Source organism: Mycolicibacterium psychrotolerans, assembly GCF_010729305.1.
GTDB classification, from domain to species: Bacteria; Actinomycetota; Actinomycetes; order Mycobacteriales; family Mycobacteriaceae; genus Mycobacterium; species Mycobacterium psychrotolerans.
Genome location: NZ_AP022574.1, coordinates 2,851,021 through 2,865,330, shown reverse-complemented (window position 1 = coordinate 2,865,330; position 14,310 = coordinate 2,851,021). Strand labels below are relative to the sequence as shown.

At 66.5% G+C, this 14,310-nt stretch carries 12 protein-coding genes and 3 pseudogenes; 7 read left to right on the top strand and 8 right to left on the bottom strand.

Annotation, left to right across the window (positions count from 1 at the left end; all coding sequences use genetic code 11):
• The first annotated feature begins 20 nt into the window (after window positions 1-20).
• A pseudogene (locus tag G6N45_RS13960) lies at window positions 21-1,512 on the top strand (CoA-acylating methylmalonate-semialdehyde dehydrogenase).
• Between the two features lie 86 nt (window positions 1,513-1,598).
• The gene (locus tag G6N45_RS13955; RefSeq protein WP_163722846.1) at window positions 1,599-2,447 is read left to right on the top strand and encodes a sugar phosphate isomerase/epimerase family protein; all 849 of its coding nucleotides are present in this window, start codon (window positions 1,599-1,601) and stop codon (window positions 2,445-2,447) included.
• Window positions 2,448-2,586: 139 nt separating this feature from the next.
• Here G6N45_RS13955 and G6N45_RS13950 read toward each other — a convergent pair.
• From G6N45_RS13950 to G6N45_RS13920, 7 genes and pseudogenes are all read right to left on the bottom strand, one after another.
• Window positions 2,587-2,823, bottom strand: a pseudogene (locus G6N45_RS13950) (MBL fold metallo-hydrolase); the annotation flags it as partial.
• Window positions 2,824-2,842: 19 nt separating this feature from the next.
• Complete coding sequence (locus G6N45_RS13945) at window positions 2,843-3,616, bottom strand: sulfite exporter TauE/SafE family protein (RefSeq protein ID WP_163722845.1); 774 nt, start codon at window positions 3,614-3,616, stop codon at window positions 2,843-2,845.
• 79 nt (window positions 3,617-3,695) lie between these two features.
• Window positions 3,696-3,830, bottom strand: a pseudogene (locus tag G6N45_RS13940) (DUF302 domain-containing protein); the annotation flags it as partial.
• 125 nt (window positions 3,831-3,955) lie between these two features.
• Window positions 3,956-4,678, bottom strand: coding sequence for a peroxiredoxin (locus G6N45_RS13935; RefSeq protein ID WP_407664329.1), 723 nt, complete (start codon window positions 4,676-4,678; stop codon window positions 3,956-3,958).
• A 182-nt stretch (window positions 4,679-4,860) separates the two neighbouring features.
• On the bottom strand, window positions 4,861-5,220 hold the full coding sequence (trxA, locus tag G6N45_RS13930) for a thioredoxin (protein WP_163722844.1): 360 nt from the start codon (window positions 5,218-5,220) through the stop codon (window positions 4,861-4,863).
• 33 nt (window positions 5,221-5,253) lie between these two features.
• Window positions 5,254-6,456 (bottom strand): NAD(P)/FAD-dependent oxidoreductase, encoded by a 1,203-nt coding sequence (locus G6N45_RS13925; RefSeq protein ID WP_163722843.1) that lies wholly within the window; start codon window positions 6,454-6,456, stop codon window positions 5,254-5,256.
• A gap of 19 nt (window positions 6,457-6,475) precedes the next feature.
• Window positions 6,476-7,855 carry an MBL fold metallo-hydrolase gene (locus G6N45_RS13920; protein WP_163722842.1) on the bottom strand — a complete coding sequence of 460 codons (1,380 nt, stop codon included), beginning with the start codon at window positions 7,853-7,855 and terminating at the stop codon, window positions 6,476-6,478.
• A 203-nt stretch (window positions 7,856-8,058) separates the two neighbouring features.
• On the opposite strand from G6N45_RS13920, the gene G6N45_RS13915 reads away from it, so the two are divergent.
• From G6N45_RS13915 to G6N45_RS13900, 4 genes are all read left to right on the top strand, one after another.
• Window positions 8,059-8,649, top strand: a complete 591-nt coding sequence (locus G6N45_RS13915) for a rhodanese-like domain-containing protein (protein WP_163722841.1) — start codon at window positions 8,059-8,061, stop codon at window positions 8,647-8,649.
• A 5-nt stretch (window positions 8,650-8,654) separates the two neighbouring features.
• A complete protein-coding gene (locus G6N45_RS13910; protein WP_163728414.1) occupies window positions 8,655-9,527 on the top strand; it encodes a sulfite exporter TauE/SafE family protein in 873 nt (290 codons plus the stop codon).
• Window positions 9,528-9,586: 59 nt separating this feature from the next.
• Window positions 9,587-9,856 (top strand): metal-sensitive transcriptional regulator, encoded by a 270-nt coding sequence (locus G6N45_RS13905; RefSeq protein WP_163722840.1) that lies wholly within the window; start codon window positions 9,587-9,589, stop codon window positions 9,854-9,856.
• Between the two features lie 150 nt (window positions 9,857-10,006).
• A complete protein-coding gene (locus G6N45_RS13900) occupies window positions 10,007-11,092 on the top strand; it encodes a YncE family protein (RefSeq protein WP_179965326.1) in 1,086 nt (361 codons plus the stop codon).
• A gap of 10 nt (window positions 11,093-11,102) precedes the next feature.
• On the opposite strand, the gene G6N45_RS13895 is transcribed toward G6N45_RS13900, so the two are convergent.
• Window positions 11,103-13,280 carry a glutamine synthetase III family protein gene (locus G6N45_RS13895; RefSeq protein ID WP_163722839.1) on the bottom strand — a complete coding sequence of 726 codons (2,178 nt, stop codon included), beginning with the start codon at window positions 13,278-13,280 and terminating at the stop codon, window positions 11,103-11,105.
• A 192-nt stretch (window positions 13,281-13,472) separates the two neighbouring features.
• On the opposite strand from G6N45_RS13895, the gene fdhD reads away from it, so the two are divergent.
• On the top strand, window positions 13,473-14,297 hold the full coding sequence (gene fdhD, locus G6N45_RS13890) for a formate dehydrogenase accessory sulfurtransferase FdhD (protein ID WP_163722838.1): 825 nt from the start codon (window positions 13,473-13,475) through the stop codon (window positions 14,295-14,297).
• Window positions 14,298-14,310: the final 13 nt, after the last annotated feature.

Sequence of the window (14,310 nt, the reverse complement as noted above, 5' to 3'; positions counted from 1 at the left end):
AACACAGAAGGAAGTAAGACATGACGAACACGATTTCCCATTGGGTCGATGACGAGGTTTTTGCCGGGAGTAGTGGTGCTTTCGCGCCGGTGACGAATCCGGCGACGGGGGTGGTGACCGGGCAGGTGGCGTTGGCGTCGGTCGATGACGCCCGCCACGTGATCGATGCCGCCGCCGCAGCCTTCCCGGCCTGGCGCGACACCTCGCTGACCAAACGCACCCAGATCCTGTTCCGGTTCCGCGAACTGCTCAACGAGCGCAAGGGTGAGCTCGCCGAGATCATCACCAGCGAGCACGGCAAGGTCGTCTCCGACGCCCTGGGCGAAGTGAGCCGCGGCCAGGAAGTCGTCGAGTTCGCCTGCGGCATCCCGCACCTGCTCAAGGGCGGCTACACCGAGAACGCCTCCACCAAAGTCGACGTCTACTCCCTGCGCCAACCCCTGGGCCCGGTCGGCATCATCTCCCCCTTCAACTTCCCCGCCATGGTCCCGATGTGGTTCTTCCCCATCGCCATCGCCTGCGGCAACACCGTGGTCCTCAAACCCAGCGAGAAAGACCCCTCGGCCTCGCTGTGGATCGCCAACCTGTGGAAAGAAGCCGGCCTGCCCGCCGGGGTGTTCAACGTCCTACACGGCGACAAAACCGCCGTCGACGAACTGCTCACCAACCCCAAAATCAAGAGCGTGTCCTTTGTCGGATCCACCCCGATCGCCCAGTACGTCTACGCCACCGGCACCGCCGCCGGCAAACGCGTCCAAGCCCTGGGCGGGGCCAAGAACCACGCCGTGATCCTGCCCGACGCCGACCTCGACCTGGCCGCCGACGCCATGGTCAACGCGGGTTCGGCTCCGCCGGGAACGCTGCATGGCCATCAGCGCGGCCGTCGCGGTCGGCCCCATCGCCGATGACCTGGTCGCCAAAATCGCCGAACGCGCCGCCACCATCACCACCGGCGACGGCACCACCGACGCCGACATGGGACCCCTGGTCACCGCCGCGCACCGCGACAAAGTCGCCGGCTACATCGACGCCGGCGAAACCGCCGGCGCCAAAGTCGTCCTCGACGGCCGCCAGGTCACCCCAAACGGTCAAGCAGACGGGTTCTGGCTGGGCCCCACCCTGCTCGACAACGTCACCCCCGACATGAGCGTCTACACCGACGAAATCTTCGGCCCCGTCCTGTCCGTGCTACGCGTGGACACCTACGACCAAGCCCTCGAGCTGATCAATTCGAACCCCTACGGCAACGGCACCGCCATCTTCACCAACGACGGCGGCGCGGCCCGCCGCTTCCAAAACGAAGTCGAAGTCGGCATGGTCGGCATCAACGTCCCCATCCCCGTCCCCATGGCCTACTACAGCTTCGGCGGCTGGAAAGCCTCCCTCTTCGGCGACTCCCACGCCCACGGCATCGACGGCGTCAACTTCTTCACCCGCCAAAAAGCCATCACCGCCCGCTGGCTCGACCCCAGCCACGGCGGCATCGAACTGGGCTTCCCGCAGAACGCCTGACCGGACCCGTCGAGAGTGCAGATGTTGAACACGTTCAGCCAGTAGCGCGTTCGACAACTGCACTCTCGGCGCCTGGAAGGCTTCCCATGGCAGAACCCACACTCGTCGCCACGGCGTGGACCAGCGCAGGTGACACCTCGCCGATGCGGAGCCCGGCCACCAGCCCGGTGTCGATCGGCGAACGCATCGACGCGATCGCCGCGGCGGGCTACATCGGCATGGGCCTCATTGCTGATGACATTGCCGCCGTGCGTGATTCGATCGGCCTCGGAACACTGCGCGACATGATCGCCGACGCGGGACTGACTCATGTCGAGATCGAGTTGATCGAACGATGGTGGGTTCCGCGCGGCGACGCGGGCAACACCTACGCCGTCCGGGATCTGTTGCTGGACGCCGCTGAGGTACTAGAGCCCGGCTTCATCAAGATCGGGTCGAGGACCGGTCCCGCGTTCGCCGACCTGGGCGACCTCGTCGCGCCACTGTGCGACCTGGCCGACCAGGCTCGGCAGCGGGGTACGCGCCTCGCCATCGAGACGATGCCGTTCTCCGGCCTCGCCACCGTCCCGATGGGCGCCGAACTCGTATCCCTGACAGGGCATCCCGGGGTCGGTCTGCTCGTCGATGCCTGGCATGTGTTCCGGGCCGGAACGTCACTCGACGAGCTGCAGGCGTCCCTCACGGCCGAGATGGTCTACGGCGTCGAGCTCGACGATGCCGCCGCAACCGTGGTCGGCACGCTGTTCGAGGACACCGTTGATCACCGGCTGCTCTGCGGTGAAGGCACATTCGACCTCCCGGGCCTCGTCGCCGTCCTCCGTGACAAGGGCTTCGACGGCCCGTGGGGCGTCGAGATTCTGTCGACGTCGTTCCGGGCATTGCCGGTGCACGAGGCGCTCGCGCGGGCAGCGGAGACGACGCTCGCGATTCTCTGACACAACCCCGTCAGCCGGAGTTGCAGGGCACCGCGATGGAGGACCGGTACCCGGACGCATAGTGCACCCACACCTCCCCCATGGGTGGGGTAAACGTCTGTATCGGAGGGCAACTCGTCGGCAAGACGTCGAATCGAGTGCCGGCGGGCACCACGTACTCCGCGTCCACTGTCCGCGCCAACTCCAAACCGCCTGTGACGTAGTCGTTGTGGATGTGGGTCTCCAGCACGTGGGTGATCGTCACCCCCCCGTTCTCCAGCCAGAGTCAGAACCCGGTCGATGTCGCGTGAGGGTCGATGACCACAGCGATACCGCCGTGGTCGACCAGGTAGCTACGGTCCCCGAGGCCAGACGTTTCAATGATGGAGACGTGCATGTTGCCCCTTTCAGTGGTGCTAGTGAAGGAAGATCGTGTCGACGAGCACGTAGGCCGCCACGACGAAGACGAGGTAGGCGAACCAGCGTTGCAGCCGGCCCGTTTCGAGCTTGGTGCCGTAGTGGCCCGCGATCAGTGACCCGACGATCGCAGTGCCCACGAACGCTGTGGTGATCGGCCAGTCGATGCCTGCCCCTCCCAGATGGGAGACCACTCCGGCGGCGGAGTTGGCGACGATGATCAGCAGTGAGGTACCGATGGCGATCGGCATCTCCACGCCGAGCATCAGCACCAGCGCCGGAATGATCAGGAAACCGCCGCCGACACCGAACAAGCCGGTGAGCAACCCGACGACGAAGCCCGCAGGAAGGGATCGCGGTGCGCAACGGCGCCAGTTGATCCCGCTGTCTCCGACGGTGCATGCGGTGCCGGTGTCCCCCTTGTCCTGCAGCATCCGGATCCCGGCCACGACCATCACCAGCGCGAAGCCGATCAACAGCACCGACTGCGGCAGATGTCTGCCGATCGCAGTGCCGAGGAAGGTCGCCGGGATGCCGGTCGCTGCGAAGATCGCAGCCAGTCGCCACTGCACTTGATGCGCGAAGATCTTCGGGATGGCGCCAACGGCCGAGGCGATGCCGATCACGATCAGCGACATCGGAATCGCCTGGCCGATCCCGAGGCCGAGGACGTAGACCAGTGCCGGCACAGCGAGAATGGATCCGCCGCCGCCGAGCAGGCCCAGCAACACGCCGATCGCGGCACCTAGCGCGAGGGCGATTCCGATGGTCATGGCATGCCTTCCGCCCGCACTTCGCGGGCCTTCGTCACTGCGCCGACGAGGCCCGAGACAGGCCGTCGATGGCAGCGTCCAGCTCGGCCTTCAGTGTCGCCATGACGTCGATCTCGGTGAGCACTCCAAAGCCGTTTTCGAAGAGCGCCTTTCGGGTCATCTCCGCCGCATCTTCGAATGAGGCACGCAAGCCGGCCGACATCGCCAGTGTCATGTGTGGCTTCCCTTCCGGAGTTGGCAACGCATGTGTCCTGTCGAGCGGATCGCCCGGCCCGACACGTCGTAGGTTACCCACGGGGGTATCCGATGTAAACCTCGCCGTCGGCTCGCCCGGCCGCCTCACGCACCACGAATGGCGGATTCGACCTCCTGCGCAGGCAGTTCCTTGGTGCAGAAGAACCAGTCCTCGCACTCGACTCCGTCGACGTGACCGCCCATCCGCTCCTCGGCGGTACCGCAGGATCCCGCGGGCGGCACGATGACACGATCGCCCGGGCGCCAGTCCGCCGGCGTGGCGACCGCGAAGTGGTCGGCCGTCTGCAGCGCCTTGATCACCCGCAACAACTCGTCGAAGTTGCGGCCCAGGCTCAGCGGGTAATAGATGATGGCGCGAATCGTGCCCGTAGGGTCGATGACGAACACCGCGCGCACGGCCTTCGTGGAATCCTCCCCCGGCATGATCATCCCGTACATCCGGGCGACTCTCATCGAGACGTCGTCGATGAGAGGAAAAGTGACCTCGATGTCCTTCATGCCCCGGAAGGAGATCTTGTCCCTGATGGTTCGGAGCCAGGCGATGTGGCTGTAGAGTCCGTCGACGGACAGTCCGACCAACGCGGTGTGGTAGGCCGCGAACTCCTGCTGCATCGATGCGAACGTCATGAACTCGCTGGTGCAGACCGGCGTGAAGTCCGCGGGATGGGAGAACAGGATGACCCACTTGCCCAGGTAGTCCGCCGGGAAGTTGATCTCCCCCTGCGTCGTCTCGGCGGTGAAGGATGGCGCTGGGTCTCCGATGCGCGGCATGCCGGCGATGGGAGCGGCGAGCTCGCTGGTGGTCATGTCTATTCCCTCGTCTGTTGATCTTTGCCGGGGTAGCCCCATTCACACGTGCATCTTTGGGCTGGAGGTATCGACCGCATCACGTCGTCGACGTGTTCGCCGCAACCGGGCCAGCCGGTCTTCCCGCAGCGGGGACACTTCTCGGGGTAGCACATTGGATTCGCCTTCCGCGATAAAGTGGATCAGCTCTCGGCGGCGATCTTCGCGCGTACGTCGGCCATGTCGAGCGCCTTGACCCTCGTGATCAGATCCTCCAGCGCGGCCGCCGGCATCGCGCCCGGTTGGCGGTGGACGAGCACGCCGTCGCGGAATGCCATGATCGTCGGGATCGCCTGGATCTGCAGCGCTCCGGCAATTTCCGGCTCGGCCTCGGTGTCGAGCTTGGCATGCACGACGTCGGGGTGGGATTTCGCCGAGCGGTCGAAGACGGGAGCGAAGGCGCGACAGGGACCACACCACGGGGCCCAGAAGTCGACCAACACGATGGGGTTCTCGACGATGGTGGATTCGAAGTTCGACGTGGTCAAACTGAGTGTCGACATTGCCAGTCCTTTCTCTGTGCCGCGATCAAGTTGCTAAGCAAGACCTTTGAGCATCAGGTTCCAGTACATGAACGGCAGCCCGTACTTCTTGAGATACCAGTACGCCCGGTGCGGCTTGGTCGGGTCGAGCACCGGGAACGAGGGCTCCAGGTTGAGGTCGTAGTCGAACTCCGCGAGCAGCATGGCGTGCGACGAGGTGACGATCGGGCATGACGAGTACCCGTCGTACGACGCCTGCAGCGGTTGGTTCTTCAGGACTGCGTCGATGTTGGCGACGACCACGGGAGCCTGCTTGCGGATCGCCGCCCCGGTCTTGGAGTTCGGCGACGAACCGGCGTCGCCGAGGCTGAACACATTGGGGTAACGCACGTGCTGCAGGGTGTGCTTGTCGATCTCCACGTAGCCGGCCGCATCGCAAGCCGACAGCGGACTCGACTTGATCCAGTCCGGAGCCGACTGGCGCGGCACGGCGTGCAGCACGTCGTACGACAGCATCGTGTCGGTCCCGCCACTGCCGACGCTGGTGATGCCGACCTTGTGCGACGCCGCGTCGACGGCGGTCACTTCTGCGTTGGTGTGCAACGTGATGCCATAGTCGGCGATGACCTTGTCGAGGCTGTCGGCGATGGCGGGAATTCCGAAGGGGCGTGCGCCCGGCATGACGAGGTGGACGTCGATATCCTTCAGTACGCCCTGATTTCTCCAGTAGTCCGACGCCAGATACGCGATCTTCTGTGGAGCCCCAGCACATTTGATCGCCCCGGACGGCACTGTGAACACCGCGGTACCGGATCGAAGGTTACGGATGAAGTCCCAGGTGCGCGGCGCGAGGTCGAACCGGTAGTTCGACGACACGCCGTCGTGGCCCAGGGCGTCTTCCAGCCCCTCGGTGCTCTTCCAGTCGAGTTGGATTCCGGGACACACGACCAGCACGTCGTAGGCGTAGGTGACTCCGTCGGTGCACGTGACCGTGTTGTTGTCGGGATCAAAGGCATTGACGGCGTTCTTGATCCACGTGGCGCCTTTCGGCATCACAGAGGACTCGGGCCGTTCGGTCGACGCGGCCTTCGCCTGGCCTGCGCCGACAAGAGTCCACAGGGGCTGGTAGTAATGCGCGCTCGACGGCTCGATGACCGCGACATCGGAGTAGCCCTTGCGCAACAGGCGGGCTGCGACGGTGATGCCGGCGGTTCCGCCGCCGACGATCAGTATCTGGTGTTTGGCCTTGGTGGTCATCTACGTGGCTCCTTGCCGGTCAGGCGTTCTGGGTGGCGTCTTCCCAGGCGCCGTAGCCGCCCAGGATGTCGCTGACGTCGGTGAAGCCGTGTTGGCGCAGCAGGCTGGCCGCGACCGAGGACCGGTAGCCCCCGGCGCAGTACACGACGGTCGGCGCGGTCGGGTCGAGTTCGCCCATCCGGGCGGGCAATTGGCCCACGGGGATCGAGATCGCGCTGGGGATGGCGCCGGCCTCGACCTCGCCGGGATTGCGAACGTCGACGATCTGCAGCCCGGCGATCTCCGCCGCGCGTTCGTCGAATGCCTTGGCCGTCAGTCGCGAAGCCACCTGAACGTCGTCGCGATTCTCGAACATCACCTCGAAGGGCTTGTCGAGATAACCGATGACCCGGTCGAAGCCGATCCGGGCGAGCCGGTTCTTGCCTTCCAGTTCTTGGCCGGGCTCGGTGAACAGCACGATGTCGACGTCGGAGGGCAGCACTGAGCCGGCGAACTCCGCGTAGCGGCCTTCCAGCCCGATGTTGACCGCGCCGCGCAGGTGGCCCAGCGCGAACTCCTCGGGCGTGCGCCCGTCGACCAGCACCGCGCCACCGTCGATTGCCTCGCGCACCTGTTGGTAGGTCATCGCGGCCGGCATCTTGGTCTCGTCGAGCAGTTCCCGGTCCTTACGGTTGAGGATCGCGTCGTAGACGAAGTACCCGGGCGCCGGCGGTTGGCCCTCGGTGACCAGGTTCATGAAGGTGGCCTTGTCCGGGGCGCGCAGCGCGTAGTTGGTGGCTTTCTGATCGCCCATCGTGGACCAGAGGTCGGTGGACAGGTTCTTGCCGCAGGCCGAGCCTGCGCCGTGCGCGGGATAAACCCGGGTGGCGTCGGGCAGAGTCATCAGCTTGTTGTGCAGTGAGTCGTAGAGTTTGTCGGCCAGTTCCTCGCGGGTGAACCCGATCGAGGCCAGCAGGTCGGGCCGGCCGACATCGCCGATGAACAGCGCGTCGCCCGTCAGCACGCCGTAGGGCACCTTGTCGCCAGGGTGCTCGTAGACCACGATGCTCAGCGACTCCGGGGTGTGTCCGGGGGTATGGCGGAACTCCAGCGTGACCTCGCCCAGCGAGTAGATCTCGCCGTCAGCGACACCCATCGACTCGAATTCGGTCTCAGCGACCGAGGAGAAGACGATCTTCGCCCCGGTGGCCTTGGCCAACTCGAGGTGACCGGACAGGAAGTCGGCGTGAAAGTGGGTTTCGATCACCAGCTCGATCGTCAGACCCAGCTCCGTGGCATCGGCCAGATACTCGGACACATCGCGCTGCGGGTCGACAACGACTGCGCGCCCGGTGGTTTCGTCGGCGATCATATACGACGCATGCGACAGACAATCCAAGTAGTACTGGATGAACTTCATGTCCTCAGTCCTCTCATTCGGTTCGGTAGAGCCATCCTGGCATATACCCCTACGGGTATGTCAACTACCCCCGGGGGTATTGCATTCCGGCTTGACAATACTCGTGGGGGTATGGCTACCATCTCACTTGAACATACCCCCGGCGGTATTCAGGGCCTAGAGCCTTTCGTCACCGCCGGCCAGCCGGAAGGACCCTCATCGCCATGACGACCACCGCAACGATCGATTCGCAGAATCTCAACGATCGCCTGGGTTCGGCCGCGCCGCCGCGGGTGCTGGATGTGCGGACACCCGGTGAGTTCGAGACCGCTCACATCTCCGGCGCCTACAACGTGCCGCTGGACCTGCTGCGCGAGCACCGCGACGAAATCAGCAAGCATCTTGACGACGAGGTCGTGCTGGTGTGCCGCTCGGGACAGCGTGCGGCGCAGGCCGAGGAGTCCCTGCGCAAGGCCGGTCTGACCAACGTGCACATCCTCGACGGCGGGATCGTGGCCTGGGAGGCAGCGGGCTTCGCGGTCAACCGCGGCACGCCCCGCTGGGATCTCGAACGCCAGGTCCGCCTGGTCGCCGGGTCGATCGTGCTGACCAGCATCCTGGGCAGCATCGCCGCCCCCAAGCTCAAGTGGCTCGCGGCGGGCGTCGGCGGCGGGCTCACCTTCGCCGCGCTGTCCAACACCTGCGCTATGGGCACGCTGCTGTCCAAGCTGCCCTACAACCGCGGCGCCAGCTGTGACGCCCAAACCGTAGTCGCCCAGCTCGTCGGGTCCTCCGCCGGCCAGAAGGTCGGGTGACCGCCATGATCGCGTTGACCGTCGGCCTGGCCGTCTTCGTCGGCATCGCCTTGGGCCTGCTCGGCGGCGGCGGCTCGATCATGACCGTCCCGCTGCTGGCCTATGTCGCCGGCATGGACGCCAAACAAGCCATCGCCACGTCCCTGCTGGTGGTCGGCGTCACCAGCGCCGTCGGCGCGGTCTCGCACGCTCGCGCCGGCCGGGTGCAGTGTCGCACCGGCCTGATCTTCGGAGTCGCAGGCATGGCCGGCGCCTACGCCGGTGGCCTGCTGGCCCGCTTCATCCCGGGCACAGTGCTGCTCATCGGCTTCGCCGTCATGATGATCGCCACCGCGGTCGCGATGCTCCGCGGACGCAAAACCGTGCACTCCGCCGACGGCGGACATCGGATGCCGATCCCGAAGATCGTTGCCGAGGGCCTGGTAGTCGGCCTGGTCACCGGCCTGGTCGGCGCCGGTGGCGGATTCCTGGTGGTGCCCGCGCTGGCCCTGCTGGGCGGGCTACCGATGCCGGTCGCAGTGGGAACCTCGCTGATCGTCATCGCGATGAAGTCGTTCGCCGGCCTGGCCGGCTACCTGTCCAGCGTGCAGATCGATTGGGGCCTTGCGCTGGCCGTCACCGCAGCCGCCGTGATCGGCGCTCTGATCGGCGCACGCCTGACCGCCATGGTCGACCCCGACGCGCTCCGCAAGGCGTTCGGCTGGTTCGTCCTGGGAATGTCCTCGGTCATCCTGGCCCAGGAAATCCACCTCGCTGTCGGTATCGCCGCAGCGGCGCTGACCGCCGTCGCGCTGACGATGTACCTGGCCTGCAGCCGAAGTGGATTCTGTCCGCTACGCCATCTCGTGGGCAATCGCCACGCGAGCGCAGCGGCATGATCGTCGGGGAAATACCCCCGCGGGTACCATTGCTGTAACGCTTGAAAGGAGCGACTCACATGGTTGGTGACGAAGACAGCATCGCAGCGGTACTCAACCGATTACGGCGCGCACAGGGACAACTCACCGGGGTCATCTCGATGATCGAACAGGGGCGGGACTGCAAGGACGTGGTCACTCAACTGGCCGCGGTGTCGCGGGCTCTCGACAAAGCTGGCTTCAAGATCGTGGCCACCGGTCTACGGGAATGCATCACCGGCGAAGCAACCGACGGCACGAAGCCGATGACCGAGGCCGAGCTCGAGAAACTGTTCCTCGCGCTGGCCTGACATCGCCCCCGGAGGGTGCTCCGGGCCGGAACAGACACGGCTGCAGATTCCCCGTCGGCCGGCGACCAAACAGCGTCGAGCCCGATTTCGGCTTTCTTACGGCACCCCCCGCGCGGGGCCCGCGTTCACCCGATCGGGTAGACCCGGTACATGAGGTATCGGCTGCTGCTCGTTCTGGCCCTGCTCGTCAGCGGGTGCAGCGGCCAGGACGTCGATCAGGCGACTCCGTCCACCACCCCGTCCGCGCCGGCCAGCACGCCGACCACGACCGGGCTCATACCGCCCGGCGCCCCGACCGAGGGCACCCGTCCGCCCACCGACAGTCTGCCGCCGGCGGCCGAACCACAGTCGGCGCCCGCGCCGCAGAAACCGCCGCCGGGGCGGCTGGTCCCGGTCGGGTCCGCTCCCGAGGGCGTCGTCGTCGATGCGGTGACCCGCACCGTGGCGGTCGCCACCCGCACGCCGAACCAGCTCGTGCTGATCAACGCCGACAGCGGTGAGATCACCGGGCGCACCCCCCTTCCTGGCGTGGCCCGGCACCTGCAGCTCGCCAAACCCGGTGGCCCTGTCCTGGTCCCGGTGGAGAGCGCCGGTGCGCTGGTGCGCGTCGAGTTGCCCGACGGCCGCGCGGAGCCGCAGATCATCACCGGCACCGTGCCCCACGACGCCTCCGAGGCACCCGACGGCACCGTGTTCGTGGCCAACGAACTCGGCGGCACGGTCACCGCGCTGCGCGGCGACGAGATCGTCAAGGTGTTCACCGACAGCGTCCAGCCGGCGGGGTTGGCACCCGTCGGGAACCGGATGGGCCTGCTCGACGTGCGCAAGAACGATCTGACGATCTATGGCACCGAGGAACTCAGGATCGTCGGGTCGACACCTGCCGGGGACGGGCCGACGCACCTGGTCGCCGACAAGCACGGCCGGATGATCGCCGCAGACACCCGCGGCGACGCGGTGCGCGTCTTCGACACCCAACCCCGCCAGATCGCCGAGATCGCCCAGCCCGGCGGTCCGTACGGCATCACCTACGACCCGACACGGGACCGGCTGTGGGTGGCATCCTCGGGCACCAACGAGGTCGTCGGCTACGACATGGCCGAGCCGATGCCTCGTGAGGTGAAACGCATTGCGACGGTGCAGAACCCGTACACGGTCGGCGTCGACGCGACGACGGGCCGGCTGTTCGTCGCCGGCGTCACCGCCGGTGTGGTGCAGATCGTCGACCCCGGCTGAACCCGCGGGTTCACAGGATGTAGAGCATCTCCTGATACGTCGGGAGCGGCCACAGGTCGTCGGCCACCACACCCTCGAGGGTGTCGGCGGCGGCACGGACGGCGTCCATCGCCGGCAGCAGCACCTTCTGCGCGTGCGTCGCCTCGTCGAGTGCGGACTCGGCGGAGTGATCCGCCAGCCCCGCCTTCAGCGACCCCAGCGCGGCAGTCAACTCCGCAATGGGCGCCGAAACCGCTTCCAACAGCGTGGTGTCGGCGGCCATGCCTGCCGCCTTCAGCGTCGCGACGTTCTGCGCCAGCTCCGTCTGGTACCGCACCGCCCCGGGCAGGATCACCGTGGTGCCGAGCTCCAGAGCAAGCTTCGCCTCGACACCGATCGTCAGCGCGTACTGCTCGAGACGAACCTCGTAGCGGCTGTGCAGCTCCCGCTCGTTGAACACCCCGTACTTCTCGAACACCCCGATCGCCTCGGGCTTGATCAGCTCGGGGATCGCGTCGAGAGTCGTTTTGAGGTTCGGCAGGCCACGCTCGGCGGCCTCGATCTGCCAGTTCTCCGAGTAGCCGTCGCCGTTGAACACCACCGCGCCGTGATCGGTGATGATCTCGGTCAGCAGTGCCTGCACCGCCTTGTCGAAGTCCTCGCCGTCGCCGACCGCCTTCTCCAGCACCGTGGCCATGTAGTCGAGGGAATCCGCCATGATCGTGTTGAGGATTATCATCGGTACGTTGATGGTCTGGCCCGAACCCGGCGCGCGGAACTCGAACCTGTTGCCGGTGAACGCGAACGGGCTGGTGCGGTTGCGGTCGCCGGGATCGGTGGGCAGCTCGGGCAGCGTGTCGACGCCGATGATCATCGACCCCTTGCCCTTCGACGACGTGGCCGCACCCTTGGCGATCTGATCGAACACGTCGGCCAGCTGGGCGCCCAGGAAGATCGAGATGATCGCCGGCGGCGCCTCGTTTGCGCCGAGCCGGTGATCGTTGGTCGCCGAGGCCACCGACACCCGCAGCAGGCCCGCGAACTTGTGCACGGCGCGGATCACCGCAGCGCAGAACACCAGGAACTGGGCGTTCTCGTGCGGGGTGTCGCCGGGCACCAGCAGGCTGCCGAACTGCGCGTTGCCCATCGAGAAGTTGACGTGCTTGCCCGAGCCGTTGACCCCGGCGAACGGCTTCTCGTGGAACAGGCACTCCATGCCGTGCTTCTTGGCGACGTTGCGGAAGATCGTCATCAGCAGCTGCTGGTGGTCGGCGGCGATGTTGGCCCGCTCGAACATCGGCGCGATCTCGAACTGGCCTGGCGCGACCTCGTTGTGCCGGGTCTTGGCCGGGATGCCGAGTTTGAACAGCTCACGCTCGGTGTCCATCATGAAACCCAGCACCCGCTCGGGCACCGACCCGAAGTAGTGGTCGTCGAACTCCTGGCCCTTCGGCGGCTTCGCGCCGAACAGCGTGCGGCCCGCGTTGATCAGGTCGGGACGGGCGAGGAAGAAGTGGCGGTCGACAAGGAAGTACTCCTGTTCCGGACCGCAGAACGACACGATGTTGTCGAAGTCCTTGTGCCCGAACAGCTTCAGAATGCGCTCCGCCTGCGCGCCCATCGCCTGCTGGCTGCGGAGCAGCGGCGTCTTGTAGTCCAGCGCCTCCCCGGTCATCGACACGAAGACCGTCGGGATGCACAGCGTGTTGCCGTTCGGGTTCTCCAGGATGTAGGCCGGGCTGGTGACGTCCCACCCCGTGTAGCCACGCGCCTCGAAGGTGCTGCGCAGACCGCCGGACGGGAAGCTCGACGCGTCCGGCTCGCCCTGGATCAACGTCTTGCCTGCGAACTCGGCGAGCGTCTGGCCGTCGGACACCGGCTCGAGGAAGCTGTCGTGCTTCTCGGCGGTCAGTCCGGTCATCGGGTAGAAGACGTGCGCGTAGTGCGTCGCGCCCCTCGACAGCGCCCAGTCCTTCATCGCCGAGGCGACCGAGTCGGCGACCGCAGGGTCGAGCTTGGCGCCCTTCTCGATGGTGGCGACCACGGACTTGTACACCGACTTGGGGAGCCGCAGCTGCATCTCCGCCTTGGTGAACACGTTCGACCCGAACACCTCGCCGGGGGCCTCGGCCGGGTCGAAACTGATCGCCGGAGGGACATAGGCTTCGACGTTGTTGATCGCCTGAAGGCGTACCGAGTTACCGCTCAATGGACTTCCTTATCCGCTGCGTCGTCCGCATCTGTTTCACAGACGATTGACCGGCCAACAGTAGGAACACTCGATGCCGATCCTGTTACGCGCGCGTCAACGTCAGAAGGCGGAGATGACGGGCGGGGCGTCGTGGCCGTCGCGCGGCGAACAGACCACAATGGGACAGATGTCCGAGCGAAAGCGATTTCCGTGGGCCGGGTGACGGCGCGCCGGCGTGTGCACCATGTGACGGCCGACAGCACGGCCGCACGCCCCGAGACCCTGGTCGTCGAGGAACCGCTCGAGATCCGCGTCGACGGCCGCGCGATCACGGTCACTATGCGCACACCGGGTTCCGACGTCGAGCTGGCGCAGGGCTTCCTGCTCACCGAGGGCGTCGTGACGCGACGGGACGACATCGCCTCGGTGCGGTACTGCCGCGGCGCCGACGACACCGGAGTCAACAGTTACAACGTGCTCGACGTGACGCTGACGCCCGGCGTCGCCGCACCGGAGGTCGACCCCACGCGGAACTTCTACACCACGTCGTCGTGCGGCGTGTGCGGCAAGGCGTCGCTGGAGGCGGTCCGGCTCGTCAGCAAGCACGCCCCCGGCGACGATCCGTCGAGCATCGCCGCGGAGACCCTGTCGGCGATGCCGGACGCGCTGCGCAGCCGGCAGAAGGTCTTCGCCGCCACCGGCGGCCTGCACGGCGCCGCCCTGTTCGACACCGACGGTGTGCCGCTGGTCGTGCGCGAGGACATCGGTCGGCACAACGCGGTCGACAAGGTCATCGGATGGGCGCTGGAGCAGCATCGGATACCGCTGGGCGGCACGGTGCTACTGGTGAGCGGTCGGGCGTCGTTCGAACTGACCCAGAAGGCCGTGATGGCCGGCATCCCGCTGCTGGCCGCGGTGTCGGCGCCGTCGTCGTTGGCCGTGGATCTGGCCGCCCAGTCGGGCGTGACCCTGGTCGCGTTCCTGCGCGGCGACTCGATGAACGTCTACACCCGGCCCGACCGCGTCAAGAGCTGACGCGGCGAAGAAC